Genomic DNA, 18,026 nt, shown 5'->3' on the forward strand with positions numbered 1-18,026 from the left:
GGCAAGCCGCGCGCCTACAATTGCGCGTGTACGCAGCGCTTGTGTACGACACCGCCCTGTAGGAGCGCGGCTCGCCCGCGAAGGGAACACCGCAACCCCCAGCGAAAATCTCACCCCCGTCCGCTGTTCCTCAGCGAAATCTGGTCATTCAACGTCCAAAAGTCATACAGCACCCCGAGCCCCAGCAGCCCGCCGGTCACCAGATACAACAGCCCGGTGATCCACTTGCCCTGGTACATGCGGTGCACACCGAAGATGCCGAGAAAGGTCAGCAACAACCAGGCGACGGTATAGTCCAGCGGACCCGGGGTAAAACGCAGATCGGCCTCGCGATCCATGCCCGGAATCAGGAACACGTCGATCAGCCAGCCGATCCCCAGCAGGCCAAACGTACAAAACCAGATCGTCCCGGTCACCGGCTTGCCGTAGTAGAAGCGATGGGAACCGGTAAAACCGAAGATCCACAGCAAATACCCGAGAAAAACGTTGTGGGTATTGGCCAGGGTGCCATCGTGCCGATAGCTGTTCATGAATGTCCTCTCCGAGCGCGATAGATAAATTTTTCGTCTTTTTTTGTGACTTTTTTACTGTCTCAAAACATGTAACAGAGTCTTGCTGAAAATCGCTGAAAGCCTTGCCGCACCTGGCTTGCGCGTGACCCATGGGTCTCTTTTCGGCGGCGCAGAGCGCTTTTGCCTCCTGTATAGAGTCGACAAACGGCCTCGGAAAGACCTGCAAGCTGTTATAAAGTTGCGCGCTAAATCCATATGAGCCTTGCCTAATGCGACCATTTTTCAAGACATGGCTGACCATTTGCCTTTTGATGCCACTGGCCGCCCACGCCACCAATCGTGAGCAACGTCTTCCCAATATCGACGGCCACACTGCAAAGTCACCTGCAGCTGTCGCCAAAATTTCCGAGATCAGTGCTCCTGGCAGCAAACACCCTGGCAGGCATAACAGCCACGGTAAAGTGAAACAGGCCGAGCTCACCGCAGCCGTTGCCGGTGCACCGAACAGCAAGCAGAGCAGCGCCGCCCTGAGCCGCGCGGTGAATGTGCTGGGCACTCCCTATCGCTGGGGTGGCAGCAGCCCGAGCAAGGGCTTCGACTGCAGCGGGCTGGTCAAGTACGCCTATAACGGTGTCGCCGCCAGCGACCTGCCCCGCACCTCCAACGCCATGGCCTCCGGTCACGGCCAGAAGGTCGATCGCAAGGACCTGAAGCCGGGTGACCTGCTGTTCTTCAACATCAAGAGCCGCAAGGTCAACCACGTTGCCATCTACCTGGGCAACGACCGCTTCATCCATGCCCCGCGTCGCGGCAAGTCGGTGACCATCGACACCCTGAAGAAGCCCTACTGGGCCAGCCACTACGCAGTCGCCAAGCGGGTGATCGCGAAGGAACAGACCGGCCACATGCGGGTCGTCCAGCGCTGAGCCTGAAGCCCTGCGCGTCAGCCAGGGCATGACCGATCAGACAACGCTGCTCTAGAAGTTGTCGGGAATCTTCGCCTTCTCGCGGGCACTGTCGCGGGCGATCAGGCCCTTGGCCAGCAGATCCTTGAGGCACATGTCCAGCGTCTGCATGCCCAGGGAGCCGCCGGTCTGGATCGACGAGTACATCTGCGCCACCTTGTCCTCGCGGATCAGGTTGCGAATCGCCGGGGTGCCCAGCATGATTTCGTGGGCCGCCACCCGGCCGCCGCCGATCTTTTTCAGCAGGCTCTGGGAAATCACCGCCTGCAACGACTCGGAGAGCATCGAGCGGACCATGGATTTCTCCTCCGCCGGGAACACGTCGACCACCCGGTCGATGGTCTTCGCCGCCGAAGTGGTGTGCAGGGTGCCGAACACCAGGTGCCCGGTTTCCGCGGCGGTCAGCGCCAGGCGGATGGTTTCCAGGTCGCGCATCTCGCCCACCAGGATCACGTCCGGGTCTTCACGCAGGGCCGAGCGCAGGGCCGCGGAGAAGCTCTGGGTATCGCGGTGCACCTCACGCTGGTTGACCAGGCATTTCTTCGATTCGTGGACGAACTCGATCGGGTCCTCGATGGTGAGGATATGGTGGTGCCGGTTGTTGTTCAGGTGATCGATCATCGCCGCCAGGGTGGTCGACTTGCCCGAGCCGGTCGGCCCGGTCACCAGCACCAGGCCACGGGGCACCTCGGTGATCTTGCGGAACACCTCGCCCATGCCCAGGTCGTCCATGGTCAGGACTTTCGACGGAATGGTACGGAATACCGCACCCGCGCCACGGTTCTGGTTGAAGGCATTGACCCGGAAGCGCGCCACACCCGGCACCTCGAAGGAGAAGTCGGTTTCCAGGAACTCCTCGTAGTCCTTGCGCTGGCGGTCATTCATGATGTCATAGATCAGATCATGGACCTGCTTGTGGTCCAGCGCCGGCAGGTTGATCCGGCGCACGTCGCCATCGACCCGGATCATCGGTGGCAACCCGGCCGAGAGATGCAAGTCCGACGCGCCCTGTTTGGCGCTAAAGGCCAGCAGCTCGGTGATATCCATGAGACTCCCCAATACAGGTAGAATGCCGCAGACTTTTGAACTGCGGGCGAGATTGAATGACCACGATAGCAGACAACATTGCCTCCGTTGCAGCCCGTATCCGCGCCGCCGCCCTGGCCGCAGGCCGCGATGCCGCCGACGTCCACCTGCTCGCCGTGAGCAAGACCAAGCCCGCCGCCGCCATTCGCGAAGCCCATGCCGCAGGCGTCAGGGACTTCGGCGAGAACTACCTGCAGGAAGCCCTCGGCAAACAGGCCGAATTGACCGACCTGCCCTTGAGTTGGCACTTTATCGGCCCCATTCAATCGAACAAGACTCGAGCCATTGCCGAGCATTTCGACTGGGTGCATTCCGTGGATCGCCTGAAAATCGCACAACGCCTGTCCGAACAACGTCCGGCCGGCCTGCCACCACTGAATATCTGCATTCAGGTCAACGTCAGCGGCGAGGCCAGCAAATCCGGATGCACTCCGGCCGACCTGCCGGCCCTGGCCGCCGCCATCGGCCAACTGCCGAACCTGGTGCTGCGCGGCCTGATGGCGATCCCCGAACCCACCGAAGAGCGTGCCGCACAAGACGCCGCGTTCGCCACCGTGCGAACCTTGCAGAACAGCCTCGACCTGCCGCTCGACACACTTTCCATGGGCATGAGCCACGACCTCGAGTCGGCCATTGCCCAAGGCGCCACCTGGGTGCGGATCGGTACCGCCCTGTTTGGCGCCCGCGACTACGGCCAGGCCTGAAAGGGCCCCACACACTCTTTCCAAGGATCCTTCATGAGCAAGAATCGAATCACCTTCATCGGCGCCGGCAACATGGCAGCCAGCCTGATCGGCGGTCTGCGTGCCGAAGGCCTGGATGCCGCCCTGATTCGCGCCAGCGATCCGGGCGCCGAGACCCGTGCGCGGGTGGCTGCCGAACACGGCATCGACGTGTTCGCCGACAACGCCGAGGCCGTCCAGGGCGCGGACGTGGTGGTGCTGGCGGTCAAGCCACAGGCCATGAAGGCCGTGTGCGAGGCCTTGCGCCCCAGCCTCAGGCCCAACCAGCTGGTGGTGTCGATTGCCGCCGGCATCACCTGTGCCAGCCTGAACAACTGGCTCGGCGAACAACCGGTGGTGCGCTGCATGCCCAACACCCCGTCGCTGCTGCGCAGAGGCGTCAGCGGCCTGTACGCCACCCACCAGGTGTCGGACGAACAGCGCCAGCAGGCACAGACCCTGCTGTCGGCCGTCGGCTCGGCCCTGTGGCTGGATGAAGAACGGCAGCTGGACGCGGTCACCGCAGTATCCGGCAGCGGCCCGGCCTATTTCTTCCTGCTCATCGAGGCCATGACCGCCGCCGGCGAGAAACTCGGCCTGCCACGTGAAATCGCCACCCAACTGAGCCAGCAGACCGCCTTAGGCGCCGCCCACATGGCCGTCGCCAGCGACGTGGATGCCGCCGAACTGCGCCGTCGGGTGACTTCCCCGGCCGGCACCACCGAAGCGGCGATCAAGACCTTCCAGGCCGGCGGCTTCGAAGCCCTGGTAGACAAGGCGCTCGCCGCCGCCGCCCAGCGTTCGGCCGAAATGGCCGAGCAGCTCGGTCAGTAACTTTCGGGGGAATACTGATGTTTGCACTCAATAGCGCTGCCATCTTCGTCATCCAGACCCTGGGCAGCCTGTATCTGCTGGTGGTTCTGTTGCGTTTCATCCTGCAACTGGTACGGGCCAACTTCTACAACCCGCTCTGCCAGTTCACCGTCAAGGCCACCCAGCCGCTGCTCAAGCCGATGCGCCGGGTGATTCCGAGCCTGTTCGGCCTGGACATGTCGTCGCTGGTGCTGGCGATCATCGTGCAGATGCTGCTGATGGCGGTGATCCTGCTGCTCAGCTACGGCGTGGCCGGCAATATCGCCTACCTGCTGATCTGGGCGATCATCGGCGTCACCTCGCTGTTCCTCAAGGTGTTCTTCTTCGCCATGATCATCAGCGTGATCCTCTCCTGGGTCGCCCCGAGCAGCCATAGCCCGGCGGCCGAGCTGGTGTACCAGATCAGCGAGCCGGTGCTGGCGCCGTTCCGCAAGATCGTGCCGAACCTGGGCGGGCTGGATATCTCGCCGATCCTGGCATTCCTGGTGATCCAGCTGCTGCAGAGCTATGTGATCCCGCCGCTGGCGGTGATGAGCGGCATGCCTGAAGTGCTGTTCCGCCTGATCTGACGCAACCCCTGTGGGAGCGGGCTGGCCCGCGAAGCTATCAGCGGCCTCAAGGGCCCATCCGCGGGCAAGCCCGCTCCCACAGTCTGCCCCCAAGGGTTGGATGGGTGTCCAACTTCCTGGGAGCAGTCCACTCCAGGCTTCTGTTTTTGCGCAAATCGCCACCCGGTCGGGCCTTTGCTTGCCGCTGATCCCCCCGCTCATTAGACTTACGCCTCATTCAAGCGTGAGCAGGGTCGATGTCCACAGTCTTTCCCCACGATTCCGTCGGGCTGGTCGTGCCGCAAACGGCACACTTCAGCGAGCCCCTGGCCCTGGCCTGTGGTCGCTCCCTGCCGGCCTACGATCTGATCTACGAAACCTACGGCACCCTCAACGCCACGGCGAGCAACGCGGTGCTGATCTGCCACGCCCTGTCCGGCCACCATCACGCGGCGGGCTACCACAGCCCCGACGACCGCAAGCCCGGCTGGTGGGACAGCTGCATCGGCCCCGGCAAACCGATCGACACCACCAAGTTCTTCGTGGTCAGCCTGAACAACCTCGGCGGCTGCAACGGCTCCACCGGCCCGAGCAGCATCAACCCGGAGACCGGCAAGCCCTTCGGCGCCGACTTCCCGGTGCTGACCGTCGAAGACTGGGTACACAGCCAGGCCCGCCTCGCCGATCGCCTGGGCATCGACCAGTGGGCAGCGGTGGTCGGCGGCAGCCTCGGCGGCATGCAGGCCATGCAGTGGACCATCACCTACCCGGATCGCGTGCGCCACTGCGTAGCGATCGCTTCGGCGCCCAAGCTGTCGGCGCAGAACATCGCCTTCAACGAAGTGGCGCGCCAGGCGATCCTCACCGACCCCGAATTCCACGGCGGCTCGTTCCAGGAACATAACGTGATTCCCAAGCGTGGGCTGATGCTGGCGCGGATGGTCGGGCATATCACCTACCTGTCCGACGACTCCATGGGCGAGAAATTCGGCCGCGGACTCAAGAGCGACAAGCTCAACTACGATTTCCACAGCGTCGAGTTCCAGGTCGAAAGCTACCTGCGCTACCAGGGCGAGGAATTCTCCGGGCGTTTCGACGCCAACACCTACCTGGTGATGACCAAGGCCCTGGACTACTTCGACCCGGCGGCGAACTTCGACAACGACCTGGCGAAGACCTTCGCCGGCGCCAAGGCCAGCTTCTGCGTGATGTCCTTCACCACCGACTGGCGCTTCTCCCCGGCCCGCTCGCGGGAAGTGGTGGATGCGCTGATGGCCGCGCGCAAGGACGTCTGCTACCTGGAGATCGACGCCCCCCAAGGCCACGACGCCTTCCTGATCCCGATCCCGCGTTACTTGCAGGCGTTCGGCCATTACATGAACCGGATTACGCTGTGAGGACGCCATGAGAGCCGACCTGGAAATCATCCAAGACTGGATCCCCGCCGGCAGCCGCGTGCTCGACCTCGGTTGCGGCGACGGTGAGCTGCTGAGCTGGCTGCGCGACAACAAGCAGGTCACCGGCTACGGCCTGGAAAACGACGCCGACAACATCGCCGCCTGCGTGGCCAAGGGTATCAACGTCATCGAGCAGGACCTGGACAAGGGCCTGGGCAATTTCGCCAGCAACAGCTTCGATATCGTCGTCATGACCCAGGCCCTGCAGGCCGTGCACTACCCGGACAAGATCCTCGACGAAATGCTCCGGGTCGGCCGCCAGTGCATCATCACCTTCCCCAACTTCGGTCACTGGCGCTGCCGCTGGTACCTGGCGAGCAAGGGCCGCATGCCGGTCTCGGAATTCCTGCCGTACACCTGGTACAACACCCCCAACATCCACTTCTGCACCTTCGAGGACTTCGAGGAACTGTGCCGCGAGCGCCAGGCCAAGGTCATTGATCGGCTTGCCGTGGATCAACAGCACCGCCACGGGTGGGCCAGTAAGCTATGGCCTAATCTGTTGGGAGAGATCGGCATCTACCGCGTCAGCAGCCCCGGCCTGCAGGAACATCGGATCGCGGTATAAATCACCTGAGTGCGAGGAGGATGATCATGGGACGTCTGGCGGTTTTCCTGTTGAGTGCCTGCCTGGGGGTGTCGGCGATGGCCGCCGACGCCATCAAGGGCGAGCGCCAGGAAGTGTTCGGTGACATCACCGTGCACTACAACACGTTCAATTCCACCTACCTGCAACCGGACATCGCCAAGGCGACCGAACTGGTGCGCAGCAAGAACCAGGGCGTGATCAACGTCGCGGTGCTCAAGGCCGGCAAGCCGGTGGTGGCGCAGGTCAGCGGTGCCGTCAAGGATCTGACCAACAAGAGCCTGCCACTGACCTTCAAGCAGATCACCGAGCAGGGCGCGATCTACTACATCGCCCAGTTTCCGGTACCCCAGCAGGAAAACCGTACTTTCGAGATCGCGGTCACCAGCGGCGGGCAAACCAATACCTTCAGCTTCAACCAAGAGCTTTTCCCAGGCGAATGATGAATTTCACCCAGTTGGTACTGGCCAGCCATAACGCTGGCAAACTCAAGGAACTGCAGGCGATGCTCGGCGAGTCGGTGCACCTGCGCTCGATCGGCGAGTTCAGCAGCGTCGAGCCGGAGGAAACCGGCCTGTCGTTCGTCGAGAACGCCATCCTCAAGGCCCGCAACGCCGCACGCATCTCCGGCCTGCCGGCGCTGGCCGACGACTCGGGCCTGGCGGTGGACTTCCTCGGCGGCGCGCCGGGCATCTATTCGGCCCGCTATGCCGATGGCAAGGGCGATGCGGCGAACAACGCCAAGCTGCTCGAAGCGCTCAAGGATGTTCCCGAGGCGGAGCGCGGAGCGCAGTTCGTCTGCGTACTGGCGCTGGTCCGGCATGCCGACGACCCGCTGCCGATCCTTTGCGAAGGCCTCTGGCATGGTCGCATCCTCACCGCCGCCAGCGGCGAACACGGTTTCGGCTACGACCCGCTGTTCTGGGTACCGGAGCGCGACTGCTCCAGCGCCGAACTGAGCCCCGTGGAAAAGAACCAGCTCAGCCATCGCGCGCGCGCCATGGTCCTGCTGCGGCAACGCCTGGGCCTGCAATGACCCGGACCGCTCCCGCGCTGCCGCTGATCCACGGCGGTGCGCAACCTCCTCGGGCGGCCTTGCCGCAGTTGCCGCCCCTGGCGCTGTACATCCATATCCCCTGGTGCGTGCGCAAGTGCCCCTACTGCGACTTCAACTCCCATGCCGCCAGCCCCGTGCTGCCGGAAAAAGAGTATGTCGACGCGTTGCTGGCCGACCTCGAACAGGACCTGCCGGCCGCCTATGGCCGCGAGCTGAGTTCGATTTTCTTCGGCGGCGGCACACCCAGCCTGTTCAGCCCCCAGGCGCTGGGGCGGTTGCTCAGGGGCGTCGAGGCGCGCATCCCGTTCGCCAGCGACATCGAGATCACGCTGGAGGCCAACCCCGGCACCTTCGAGCAGGATAAGTTCACCGCCTACCGGCAGTTGGGCATCAATCGCCTGTCGATCGGCATCCAGAGCTTCCAGGAAGACAAGCTCAAGGCCTTGGGCCGCATCCACACCGGCGGTGAAGCCGTGCGGGCGGCGGACATGGCACGCCAGGCCGGCTTCGACAACTTCAACCTGGACCTGATGCACGGCCTGCCCGACCAGTCCCTGGAGGACGCCTTGGGCGACCTGCGCCAGGCCATCGCGCTGAAACCGACGCACCTGTCCTGGTACCAACTGACCCTGGAACCGAACACGGTGTTCTGGAATCAGCCGCCGACGCTGCCGGAAGACGACACCCTGTGGGACATCCAGGAAGCCGGCCAGGCCCTGCTGGCCGAGCACGGCTACGCCCAGTACGAGGTGTCGGCCTACGCCCAGCCCGGCCGGGCCGCGCGGCACAACCTGAACTACTGGAGCTTCGGCGACTTCATCGGCATCGGTGCCGGTGCCCACGGCAAGCTCAGCCATCCGGACGGGCGTATCGTACGCACCTGGAAGACCCGCCTGCCGAAGGATTACCTGAACCCTGCCAAGAACTTCCAGGCCGGGGAGAAGGCACTGGAGAACGACGAGCTACCGTTCGAGTTCCTGATGAACGCCCTGCGGCTGACCGAGGGTGTCGACGCGGCCTTGTTCGCGCAACGCACCGGGCTTGCTCTCGACAGCTTGAACGAAGGGCGGGCCGAGGCCGAACAAAGCGGCCTGTTGCAGGTCGAACCGACACGTCTGGTGGCGACCGCGCGCGGACAGCTGTTTCTCAATGACCTGCTGCAACACTTTTTGACCTAAGGAAACCCCATGGACCTGATACTCGGCCTGCTTGCCACGGTATCGCGCTGGAGCCGCAGCAACCTCTCGGAAATTTCCCTGGCGCTGGTGGGCTGCCTGCTGGTGTTGTTCGGGGCAGATCTCAAGGCCTGGGTCGACCAGCGCCTGGGCAGTATTGCCGGCGCGCTGCGCGTGCCACTGATGGCCCTGCTGTGCATGATCGGCAGCGGCCTGGCGCTGATCTACGCCACGCCCTGGGTGGTACGGGGGCTGAGTCAGTTCAACAACTACAGCCTGGCGCCGGTGCTGCTGGTGGTGTTGATCCTGATCGGGGTGGTGGCGGACCGGCGTTGAGCCTGGTCTGCCCGGGGCGGCGTCCGCCGCAGAGTTCGGGGCCTGCTCAGCAGGCACTCGGCTGCTCGCGGAAGCGGGTGACCGCCGCCTCAAGATCAACCCAGCCGAACGTACTCCCATCCCACACCGAGCCGTCTCCAAAGTAGCGCGGAGTCAGGTATTCGAACTCCTGAGTCCCGCCCATCAGGTGGTCGAGGAAAAGCAGATACTTACGCACATCGTCGCGCTTTCCCAACAGCCCGGAAAGCAGCTCATCCCTGGCCGCGATGTAGGCTCTCTCATGATATTCGACCAAGGCCACCAGACGATTTACCGCGCCCTGCAAATCATATCCCTCCAGTTCAATGAGAATCCGAACAAGGTTGATCTTTTCGTCATGTAACCGCTCTTTGCGCCAGGACAACAGATCGTTGACCAGGATCATCTGCCGGCGGCAGTGCAGGTGCACTTCGACCATCTGCTCCAGACAGTCGCTCATGTCGACTTCTGCGCCATACTCGGCCAACAACTCGATGAAATCACAACCAAAGCTATCTCTTCGCAAGGCCATGCAAGCCTCGTAATCGAAGACGTCCATGCTCTGGCCCTGCTGGACATCCATCTCCGACGTACAACCCTTCAGAAACACCTCAAGGCTTGCCAGAAATCTGGCGAGTTGTGCCTTGCTCAATCCTGGACTGATACGCCGCCATAGTTCATTGGCTGCCTTGATGTAAGATCGTGGCTCATCAATCTCATCGGCATTGAAACCGTTCACGATCGTCGAGAACAACTCATGCGGATTATTGATTTGCGCCATGACGGTATCGATGAGCGTCACATACTGATACCAGTCGGCGACATCCTGGGTCCGCTGCTCGCTGGCCCTCGGCACGGTCAGCGAGCCATACAAGCCATTGCGCTCGCGCAAAAAACGCAATAATTCACTCTCGCTGATAAAGCAATCGCCCAGCATTCGCCGGACCCAACCATTGGAGGCGAACTCAATCCGGGTCGCGTTCGGATGATAGGCATAGGGCAACAGCCGGGGTAGCTGGGGCAGGAAAAACTCGGTTGTCAGGCTCATTGGACGCTCCTTTCAAACAAGGAAATGCCACTGACTAATAACCGGCTGTCGACTGCAAGGCAGGTTGTATCGGAAGGTTATGGACCAGAGGCGCAAACAGGCAATTTGCGCCATTGCGTAGTAGGCTAGTCCGCAAATTTGAAAATGGCGACTTTTAATCGTCCCCACGCCAGCGTGGGGCGATCATCGGATGGGGAGACCCTACGCCAGCTTTTCGAACTTCAGGTCCCACACACCATGCCCCAGGCGCTCACCGCGGCGCTCGAACTTGGTGATCGGCCGCTCGGCCGGGCGCGGTACGCATTTGCCGTCTTCGGCCAGGTTGCGATAACCCGGCGCGACATTCATCACTTCCAGCATGTACTCGGCATACGGTTCCCAATCGGTAGCCATGTGCAGGACACCGCCGACCTTCAGCTTGCTGCGCACCAGTTCGGCGAAGGACGCCTGGACGATACGGCGCTTGTGGTGCCGGCTCTTGTGCCACGGATCGGGGAAGAACAGCATCAGCCGGTCCAGGCTGTTGTCCGCCACGCAACGGCTCAGCACTTCGATCGCGTCGCAATCATAGACGCGGATGTTCTTCAGGCCCTGGGTCAGCACGCCGTTGAGCAGCGCACCGACACCCGGACGGTGCACTTCGACACCGATGAAATCCTGCTCCGGCGCCGCAGCCGCCATCTCCAGCAGGGAATGGCCCATGCCGAAGCCGATTTCCAGCGAGCGCGGCGCACTGCGGCCGAACACCTGGTCGAAATCCACCGGCGCGTCGGCCAACGGCAGGATGAACAGCGGCCCACCCTGCTCCAGGCCCTTCTGCTGGCCTTCGGTCATGCGCCCGGCACGCATCACGAAACTCTTGATGCGGCGGTGTTGGCGCTCTTCGCCTGCTTCCGTGTGGATTGGCGTTTCGTTCGATTCAGTCATCAAAGGCTCTTACTTGATCAGACCATCCAGCGGCGAGGACGCGCTGGCATAGAGTTTTTTCGGCATGCGCCCGGCGAGGTAGGCCAGGCGACCGGCGACGATGGCATGCTTCATCGCCTCGGCCATCAGGATCGGTTGCTGGGCATGGGCGATGGCCGAGTTCATCAGCACGGCCTCGCAGCCCAGTTCCATGGCGATGGTGGCGTCGGACGCGGTACCCACGCCGGCATCCACCAGCACCGGGATCTTCGCCTCCTCGAGGATGATCTGCAGGTTGTACGGGTTGCAGATACCCAGGCCGGTGCCGATCAGGCCGGCCAGCGGCATGACCGCGATGCAGCCGATTTCCGCCAGCTGGCGGGCGATGATCGGGTCGTCGCTGGTGTAGACCATCACGTCGAAACCTTCCTTGACCAGCACTTCGGCGGCCTTGAGGGTTTCGATCACATTGGGGAACAGGGTCTTCTGGTCGGCCAGCACTTCCAGCTTGACCAGGTTGTGCCCGTCGAGCAGCTCGCGGGCCAGACGGCAGGTGCGCACGGCCTCGATCGCGTCATAGCAACCGGCGGTGTTCGGCAGGATGGTGTAGCGATCCGGCGGCAGCACGTCCAGCAGGTTCGGCTCACCCGGGTTCTGGCCCAGGTTGGTGCGACGCACCGCGACGGTGACGATCTCGGCCCCCGAGGCCTCGATGGCCAGGCGGGTTTCTTCCATGTCGCGGTATTTGCCGGTGCCGACCAGCAGGCGGGACTGGTAGGTACGGCCGGCCAGCACGAAAGGCTTGTCGCTGCGAACAGTGCTCATGCACACATCCTCTTGAAAGGTTCAGGGCTTGCTGGGGTGGATCAGGGCGCGGGACCGGACTAGCCGCCGCCGATGGCGTGTACCACTTCGACCTGATCGCCTTCACGCAGGGCGGTTTCGGCGTGCTGACTGCGCGGGACGATATCCAGGTTCAGCTCCACCGCCACCCGCCGCCCGACCAGGTCAAGCCGGGCCAGCAACGCCGCGACGGTTTCGCCGTCGGGCAGTTCATAGGATTCGCCGTTCAATTGAATGCGCATGCGCCAGGCTGCCATCATTTTTAGGGGCCAACATTCTAGCCCGATCAGTCCGGACGACCCAAGCCATTCGTCTTGAAGCGGACTGCGCGGTCAGCTCAGGCGCCAGGCGGCCAGCCCCAGACAGAACCAGCCGGCGAGAAAGGCCAGGCCGCCGAACGGGGTGATGATGCCCAGTTTGCTGACGCCGCTGAGGGTCAGCAGGTACAGGCTGCCGGAAAACAGCAGGATGCCGACGGCGAACGCCGAACCGGCCCAGGTCACCAGGCGGCCCGGAACATGGGCGGCCAGCAGCGCCACGCCGAACAGCGCCAGGGCATGGACCAACTGATAGGTGACGCCGGTATGGAAGATCGCCAGGTAGTCGGCGCTCAGGCGGTTTTTCAGGCCATGGGCGGCGAAGGCGCCAAGGCCGACACCGGTGAAACCGAAAAACGCGGCGAGCAGCAGGAACACACGCAACATGACGCACTCCATTCAGGGGACACAGGGTCTGTATAATGGCCCGCTCCTACGCCCCGGCCAAGCCATCTCTATGTTGCAGCCTTTGTTCCGCCGCCTTCTCACCGCCCTGAAGTGGTTCGCCATCGCCAGCGTGCTGCTGGTGCTGTTGTTCCGTTGGGTACCGCCACCGGGCACGGCACTGATGGTCGAGCGCAAGATCGAGTCGTGGACCGACGGCCAGCCGATCGACCTGCAACGGACCTGGAAGCCCTGGGACCAGATCAGCGACGAACTCAAGGTAGCGGTCATGGCCGGCGAGGACCAGAAGTTTCCCGAACACTGGGGTTTCGACTTCGACGCGATCCAGGCGGCCTTCCTGCACAACGAGCGCGGCGGCTCGATCCGCGGTGCCAGCACCCTCAGCCAACAGGTATCGAAGAACCTGTTTCTCTGGTCCGGCCGCAGTTATCTGCGCAAGGGGCTGGAGGCCTGGTTCACCGTGCTGATCGAGACGCTGTGGCCCAAGCAGCGGATTCTCGAGGTGTACCTGAACAGCGTCGAGTGGGATGAAGGCGTGTTCGGCGCGGAAGCGGCGGCGCGACATCATTTCGGGGTCAGCGCGGCGGCCTTGTCGCGTCAGCAGGCGAGTCTGCTGGCGGCGGTGCTGCCCAACCCGCGGGAATGGAGTGCCAGCCACCCGAGCACCTATGTGGCGCGGCGGGCGGGGTGGATTCGCCAACAGATGAGTCAGTTGGGTGGAACCGGGTATCTGGCCGGGCTGAACGATTCGCGCCGGTCGCCCTGGGCGCTGTAGCCTGGTTACCGGGGTAGCGGGTCAGGCCTGTTCGCGGGCAAGCCCGCGAACAGGCCTTCAAACGCACCACTTGGCCCAACCTCTGGCCCAAACGAAAACGCCCCGATCAACTCGGGGCGTTTTTCATTGCAGCGAACGCTTAGGCGGCAATCGACAGCTTCAGCTTGTTCATCGCACTCTTTTCCAGCTGGCGGATACGCTCGGCCGAAACGTTGTACTTCTGCGCCAGATCGTGCAGCGTGGCCTTCTCTTCCGCCAGCCAGCGCTGGTAGAGGATGTCACGGCTGCGCTCATCCAGCACTTCCAGGGCCTCGTGCAGGTTGCTGTTGGAGTTTTCACTCCAGTCGGCATCCTCCAGCTGGCGCGCCGGGTCGTAGCGATGGTCTTCCAGGTAGTTGGCCGGAGACTGGAACGCGCTGTCGTCGTCGGCTTCCGCCGCCGGGTCGAACGCCATGTCCTGGCCGGTCAGCCGGCTTTCCATCTCGCGCACTTCACGTGGCTCGACGCCAAGGCTTTCCGCCACACGGTGGACTTCCTCGTTGTTCAGCCAGGCCAGACGCTTCTTCTGGCTGCGCAGGTTGAAGAACAGCTTGCGCTGGGCCTTGGTGGTCGCGACCTTGACGATCCGCCAGTTGCGCAGGATGAACTCGTGAATTTCCGCCTTGATCCAGTGCACGGCGAACGACACCAGGCGCACACCCATTTCCGGGTTGAAACGCTTCACGGCCTTCATCAGGCCGACGTTGCCTTCCTGGATCAGGTCAGCCTGGGCCAGGCCGTAGCCGGAATAGCTACGGGCGATATGGACGACAAAACGCAGGTGGGCCAGCACCATTTGCCGAGCGGCCTCAAGATCCTGCTGATAGTAGAGACTCTCGGCCAGTTCACGCTCCTGCTCCGGCGACAACAGCGGAATACTGTTCACCGTATTGACGTAGGCCTCCAGGTTCGCACCCGGGACCAGCGCATAGGCAGGTTGCAAAGAAGTGGTCATACGAAAAAACCTCCGACTCACAGACTCGTGCAGTGAAGCACTGCGAAAATTGACCGGGAACCGCTGAACAAGTTCCTTTAATCGCCACTACGGTCAATACCAACAAAAACACATTAATTTGACATTAATTACTTCGGTGCCAGCTCCCGCAGGTGCCGCGCCACCGCAATCCACGCACCGATATACCCCAACAGCACCGCGCCAAGCAAGAGCGACAGACCATCGGCAACCGGGACACCGGCCAGGGCGAAATCGCTGCCGTAGAGCCCCGCGAGCCCGACCACCGCCTCGTTGAGCCAGTTCAGGCCGAACGCCAGCACGCCCCAGGACAGAATCCCGGCGCCAAAGCCATAAAGCGCGCCCATGTACAGAAACGGCCTACGCACGTAGCTATCGGTGCCGCCCACCAGTTTAATCACTTCTATCTCGGTGCGGCGGTTTTCAATATGAAGACGAATGGTATTGCCTATCACCAAAAGTAATGCGGAAACCAGCAGCACCGTCAGGCCGAAGACGAACCGGTCGCCGAGCTTGAGGATCGCCGCCAGGCGCTCGACCCAGACCAGGTCCAGCTGCGCCTGCTGCACCTTGGGCAGCTCGGCCAGGCGCTGACGCAAGGCTTCCAGGGTCGGCTTGTCGACTTCGTTCGGCGTCACCAGCACCACGCCCGGCAGCGGGTTCTGCGGCAGTTCCTTGAGCGCCTCGCCCAGCCCGGACTGCTGCTGGAACTCGTCCAGGGCCTTTTCCTTGCTGATGAATTCGGCATCGGCCACGCCCGGCATGGCCTTGACCTGCTCGCTCAGGCTCTCGCCTTCGCTCGGGCTGGCGTCCAGTTGCAGGTACAGCGAGATCTGCGCCGCCCGCTGCCAGGAGCCGCCCAGGCGCTCGATGTTGTTCAGCAGCAGCGACAGGCCCATCGGCAGGCTCAGCGCCACCGCCATCACCATGCAGGTGAAGAAACTGCCGATCGGATGCTTGCCCAACCGGCGCAGACTGTCCGCCAGGCTGGCCCGGTGGCTTTCGATCCAGGCGCGCAGCAGGGTGCCGAAGTCCGGACCATCGTCCTCGTCGCGCCTTTTCTTCGGTGGTGGTGCTTCGGAGGCCTTTGGAGCCACGCGCTCAGCCACTTTCGGACTACGGGTCGCACTCATGCGCCAGCCTCCCCATCGCCGATCAATCGGCCGCGTTGCAAGGTCAGCATGCGATGGCGCATGCGGGCGATCAGGGCCAGGTCATGGCTGGCGATCAGGACGCTGGTGCCGAGGCGGTTGATGTCCTCGAACACCCCCATGATCTCCGCCGCCAGGCGCGGGTCGAGGTTACCGGTCGGTTCGTCCGCCAGCAGCAACGCCGGGCGGTGAACGATGGCCCGGGCGATACCGACACGCTGCTGCTGACCGGTGGACAGGTCGCCGGGGTACAGCTCGGCCTTGTCCGACAGGGCCACACGCTCCAGCGCGGAGTCCACGCGCTTGGCGATCTCGACCTTGGACAGGCCGAGAATCTGCAGCGGCAGGGCGACGTTGTTGAACACCGTACGATCGAACAGCAACTGGTGGTTCTGGAACACCACGCCGATCTGCCGGCGCAGGAACGGAATCTGCGCGTTGCTGATCTGCCCCAGGTCCTGGCCGGCCAGCAGCAGCTTGCCGGAGGTCGGCCGCTCCATCGCCAGCAACAGGCGCAACAGGGTGCTTTTACCGGCACCGGAGTGGCCGGTGACAAACAGGAACTCGCCACGACGGACGCGAAAGCTCAGCTCATGCAAGCCGACGTGTCCATTCGGATAGCGCTTACCGACCTGTTCGAAACGAATCATGAACGCTCCCGCTCGGCAAAAAGTGCCTGGACAAAGGGTTCGGCCTCGAAGGTGCGCAGATCGTCGATGCCTTCGCCCACCCCGATATAACGGATCGGCACGCCGAACTGCTTGGCCAGGGCGAAGATCACCCCACCCTTGGCGGTGCCATCGAGCTTGGTCAGCGCCAGACCGGTCAGTTGGACCGTCTGGTTGAATTGCTTGGCCTGGTTGATAGCGTTCTGCCCGGTGCCGGCATCCAGCACCAGCAACACCTCGTGCGGCGCCTGCTCATCGAGCTTGCCGATCACCCGACGGACCTTCTTCAGCTCTTCCATCAGGTTGTCCTTGGTGTGCAGGCGACCGGCGGTATCGGCGATCAGCACGTCGATGCCACGGGCCTTGGCCGCCTGCACCGCGTCGAAGATCACCGAAGCCGAGTCGGCACCGGTGTGCTGGGCAATCACCGGGATATGGTTGCGCTCGCCCCAGACCTGCAACTGCTCCACCGCCGCGGCCCGGAAGGTATCGCCGGCGGCCAGCATGACCTTCTTGCCTTCGAGCTGCAGCTTCTTGGCCAGCTTGCCGATGGTGGTGGTCTTGCCGGCACCGTTGACGCCAACCACCAGGATGACGTACGGCTTGTGCTGCGAGTCGATCTGCAGCGGCTGCTCGACCGGCTTGAGCATCGCCGCCAGCTCTTCCTGCAGGGATTTGTACAGCGCGTCGCTGTCGGTCAACTGCTTGCGCGCGACCTTCTGGGTCAGGCTACGGATGATCACGCCGGTGGCCTCGACGCCAACGTCGGCGGTCAGCAGGCGGGTTTCCAACTCTTCGAGCAGGTCATCGTCGATGGCCTTCTTGCCGAGGAACAGGCTGGCCATGCCTTCGCCGATGCTGGCGCTGGTCTTGGACAGGCCCTGCTTGAGGCGGGCGAAGAAGCCGGTCTTGGCCTCTGGAGCTGCCGGCTTGGCGGGCTCCGCCACAGCCGGCTCGACAACAGCGGCCGGAGCGGGCTCCTGCACAACGGGAGCGACCGGCGCAGGCGCCTCGACTACGACCGGTGCAGGTGCAGGTGCAGGTGCAGGTGCAACCTCGGCGATCCGAGGCGCGGGCGCGACAGGTTCAGCCACCGGCGGAATCGGCGGGACGACCGGTTCGGCCTGGACATCCTCGACCAGCGCCACCGGTTCTTCAGCCACGGGCAGCGGCGGCCAGGGCGTCGCTGGCGCGGGTGCCTCGGCAACCGGCTGCTCACGCACCGGCTCGGCGCTCACGGGTGCCTCGACAGCCACCGGGGCCGGCTCGACGACGGGCGTCGGCACGACTTCGGGCTGAACCTGCGGCTGTTCGACGACGGTTTCCTGCGGCTTTTTGCGCAGCCATCCGAACAGGCCTTTTTTCTCGCCAGCCGCAGCTGGAGTCTTCTTGTCGTCGTTGGAACCAAACATGGAGGACGGCTATCTCAAGGTAGCGACGCGCCATGGGCACGCCGGCAAATAATATTCGATGCAGAACAGACTGCGATTTAACCCGCTTGTTCACGCGCAACATTTTGTCGAGAAGATCAAACTTCTCTGAAGTCAGACGCCAAACGAAGATCTG

At 63.1% G+C, this 18,026-nt stretch carries 22 protein-coding genes; 11 read left to right on the forward strand and 11 right to left on the reverse strand.

Annotated elements, in window-relative coordinates; all coding sequences use genetic code 11:
* Positions 1-110 precede the first annotated feature (110 nt).
* Positions 111-530 carry a TM2 domain-containing protein gene (locus PF66_RS19120; RefSeq protein ID WP_054058069.1) on the reverse strand — a complete coding sequence of 140 codons (420 nt, stop codon included), beginning with the start codon at positions 528-530 and terminating at the stop codon, positions 111-113.
* Between the two features lie 251 nt (positions 531-781).
* Between PF66_RS19120 and PF66_RS19125 the strand changes: the two genes are divergently transcribed.
* Positions 782-1,438: a C40 family peptidase gene (locus tag PF66_RS19125; protein ID WP_054058068.1), complete on the forward strand. Its 657-nt coding sequence runs from the start codon at positions 782-784 to the stop codon at positions 1,436-1,438.
* A gap of 51 nt (positions 1,439-1,489) precedes the next feature.
* On the opposite strand, the gene PF66_RS19130 is transcribed toward PF66_RS19125, so the two are convergent.
* Positions 1,490-2,524, reverse strand: coding sequence for a type IV pilus twitching motility protein PilT (locus PF66_RS19130; protein WP_054058067.1), 1,035 nt, complete (start codon positions 2,522-2,524; stop codon positions 1,490-1,492).
* Between the two features lie 56 nt (positions 2,525-2,580).
* On the opposite strand from PF66_RS19130, the gene PF66_RS19135 reads away from it, so the two are divergent.
* The 9 genes from PF66_RS19135 to PF66_RS19175 all read left to right on the forward strand — a co-directional run bounded on the left by PF66_RS19135 (position 2,581) and on the right by PF66_RS19175 (position 9,317).
* The gene (locus PF66_RS19135; protein WP_054058066.1) at positions 2,581-3,267 is read left to right on the forward strand and encodes a YggS family pyridoxal phosphate-dependent enzyme; all 687 of its coding nucleotides are present in this window, start codon (positions 2,581-2,583) and stop codon (positions 3,265-3,267) included.
* A 33-nt stretch (positions 3,268-3,300) separates the two neighbouring features.
* Positions 3,301-4,119, forward strand: coding sequence for a pyrroline-5-carboxylate reductase (proC, locus tag PF66_RS19140; RefSeq protein ID WP_054063538.1), 819 nt, complete (start codon positions 3,301-3,303; stop codon positions 4,117-4,119).
* Positions 4,120-4,136: 17 nt separating this feature from the next.
* Complete coding sequence (locus PF66_RS19145) at positions 4,137-4,727, forward strand: YggT family protein (protein WP_054058065.1); 591 nt, start codon at positions 4,137-4,139, stop codon at positions 4,725-4,727.
* Positions 4,728-4,963: 236 nt separating this feature from the next.
* Positions 4,964-6,103, forward strand: coding sequence for a homoserine O-succinyltransferase MetX (gene metX, locus PF66_RS19150; protein ID WP_054063539.1), 1,140 nt, complete (start codon positions 4,964-4,966; stop codon positions 6,101-6,103).
* Positions 6,104-6,110: 7 nt separating this feature from the next.
* Positions 6,111-6,731 carry a methionine biosynthesis protein MetW gene (gene metW / locus PF66_RS19155; RefSeq protein ID WP_054058063.1) on the forward strand — a complete coding sequence of 207 codons (621 nt, stop codon included), beginning with the start codon at positions 6,111-6,113 and terminating at the stop codon, positions 6,729-6,731.
* Positions 6,732-6,757: 26 nt separating this feature from the next.
* On the forward strand, positions 6,758-7,192 hold the full coding sequence (locus tag PF66_RS19160; RefSeq protein WP_054058062.1) for a DUF4426 domain-containing protein: 435 nt from the start codon (positions 6,758-6,760) through the stop codon (positions 7,190-7,192).
* Positions 7,189-7,785 carry an RdgB/HAM1 family non-canonical purine NTP pyrophosphatase gene (gene rdgB / locus PF66_RS19165; protein WP_054058061.1) on the forward strand — a complete coding sequence of 199 codons (597 nt, stop codon included), beginning with the start codon at positions 7,189-7,191 and terminating at the stop codon, positions 7,783-7,785. The genes PF66_RS19160 and rdgB overlap by 4 nt, the downstream gene beginning before the upstream one ends.
* Complete coding sequence (gene hemW / locus PF66_RS19170) at positions 7,782-8,984, forward strand: radical SAM family heme chaperone HemW (protein ID WP_054063540.1); 1,203 nt, start codon at positions 7,782-7,784, stop codon at positions 8,982-8,984. Before rdgB ends, hemW begins: the two co-directional genes overlap by 4 nt.
* Positions 8,985-8,993: 9 nt before the next feature.
* Positions 8,994-9,317 (forward strand): DUF3392 domain-containing protein, encoded by a 324-nt coding sequence (locus PF66_RS19175; protein ID WP_010444939.1) that lies wholly within the window; start codon positions 8,994-8,996, stop codon positions 9,315-9,317.
* Positions 9,318-9,363: 46 nt separating this feature from the next.
* Here the strand turns inward: PF66_RS19175 and PF66_RS19180 are convergent, their stop codons facing one another.
* The 5 genes from PF66_RS19180 to PF66_RS19200 all read right to left on the reverse strand — a co-directional run bounded on the left by PF66_RS19180 (position 9,364) and on the right by PF66_RS19200 (position 12,836).
* Positions 9,364-10,383 (reverse strand): terpene synthase family protein, encoded by a 1,020-nt coding sequence (locus tag PF66_RS19180; RefSeq protein WP_054063541.1) that lies wholly within the window; start codon positions 10,381-10,383, stop codon positions 9,364-9,366.
* A 201-nt stretch (positions 10,384-10,584) separates the two neighbouring features.
* A complete protein-coding gene (trmB, locus tag PF66_RS19185; protein WP_054058058.1) occupies positions 10,585-11,310 on the reverse strand; it encodes a tRNA (guanosine(46)-N7)-methyltransferase TrmB in 726 nt (241 codons plus the stop codon).
* Positions 11,311-11,319: 9 nt separating this feature from the next.
* Positions 11,320-12,114 (reverse strand): thiazole synthase, encoded by a 795-nt coding sequence (locus PF66_RS19190; protein WP_017903470.1) that lies wholly within the window; start codon positions 12,112-12,114, stop codon positions 11,320-11,322.
* A gap of 59 nt (positions 12,115-12,173) precedes the next feature.
* Complete coding sequence (gene thiS, locus PF66_RS19195) at positions 12,174-12,374, reverse strand: sulfur carrier protein ThiS (RefSeq protein WP_054058057.1); 201 nt, start codon at positions 12,372-12,374, stop codon at positions 12,174-12,176.
* Positions 12,375-12,464: 90 nt separating this feature from the next.
* Positions 12,465-12,836: a DUF423 domain-containing protein gene (locus PF66_RS19200; protein WP_054058056.1), complete on the reverse strand. Its 372-nt coding sequence runs from the start codon at positions 12,834-12,836 to the stop codon at positions 12,465-12,467.
* Positions 12,837-12,906: 70 nt separating this feature from the next.
* Here PF66_RS19200 and mtgA point away from each other — a divergent pair, with 70 nt between their 5' ends.
* Positions 12,907-13,629 carry a monofunctional biosynthetic peptidoglycan transglycosylase gene (gene mtgA / locus PF66_RS19205; protein WP_054058055.1) on the forward strand — a complete coding sequence of 241 codons (723 nt, stop codon included), beginning with the start codon at positions 12,907-12,909 and terminating at the stop codon, positions 13,627-13,629.
* 139 nt (positions 13,630-13,768) lie between these two features.
* Here mtgA and rpoH read toward each other — a convergent pair whose 3' ends face one another.
* The 4 genes from rpoH to ftsY all read right to left on the reverse strand — a co-directional run bounded on the left by rpoH (position 13,769) and on the right by ftsY (position 17,872).
* Entirely contained in the window at positions 13,769-14,623 is an 855-nt protein-coding gene (gene rpoH, locus PF66_RS19210) for an RNA polymerase sigma factor RpoH (RefSeq protein WP_010444950.1), read from the reverse strand.
* A gap of 128 nt (positions 14,624-14,751) precedes the next feature.
* A complete protein-coding gene (gene ftsX / locus PF66_RS19215; protein ID WP_054058054.1) occupies positions 14,752-15,774 on the reverse strand; it encodes a permease-like cell division protein FtsX in 1,023 nt (340 codons plus the stop codon).
* On the reverse strand, positions 15,771-16,442 hold the full coding sequence (gene ftsE, locus PF66_RS19220) for a cell division ATP-binding protein FtsE (RefSeq protein ID WP_054058053.1): 672 nt from the start codon (positions 16,440-16,442) through the stop codon (positions 15,771-15,773). Before ftsE ends, ftsX begins: the two co-directional genes overlap by 4 nt.
* Positions 16,439-17,872 carry a signal recognition particle-docking protein FtsY gene (gene ftsY / locus PF66_RS19225; RefSeq protein WP_054063542.1) on the reverse strand — a complete coding sequence of 478 codons (1,434 nt, stop codon included), beginning with the start codon at positions 17,870-17,872 and terminating at the stop codon, positions 16,439-16,441. The genes ftsE and ftsY overlap by 4 nt, the downstream gene beginning before the upstream one ends.
* Positions 17,873-18,026: the final 154 nt, after the last annotated feature.

Origin of the sequence: Pseudomonas asplenii, assembly GCF_001293465.1 — a bacterium.
Classification (GTDB): Bacteria; Pseudomonadota; Gammaproteobacteria; order Pseudomonadales; family Pseudomonadaceae; genus Aquipseudomonas; species Aquipseudomonas fuscovaginae_B.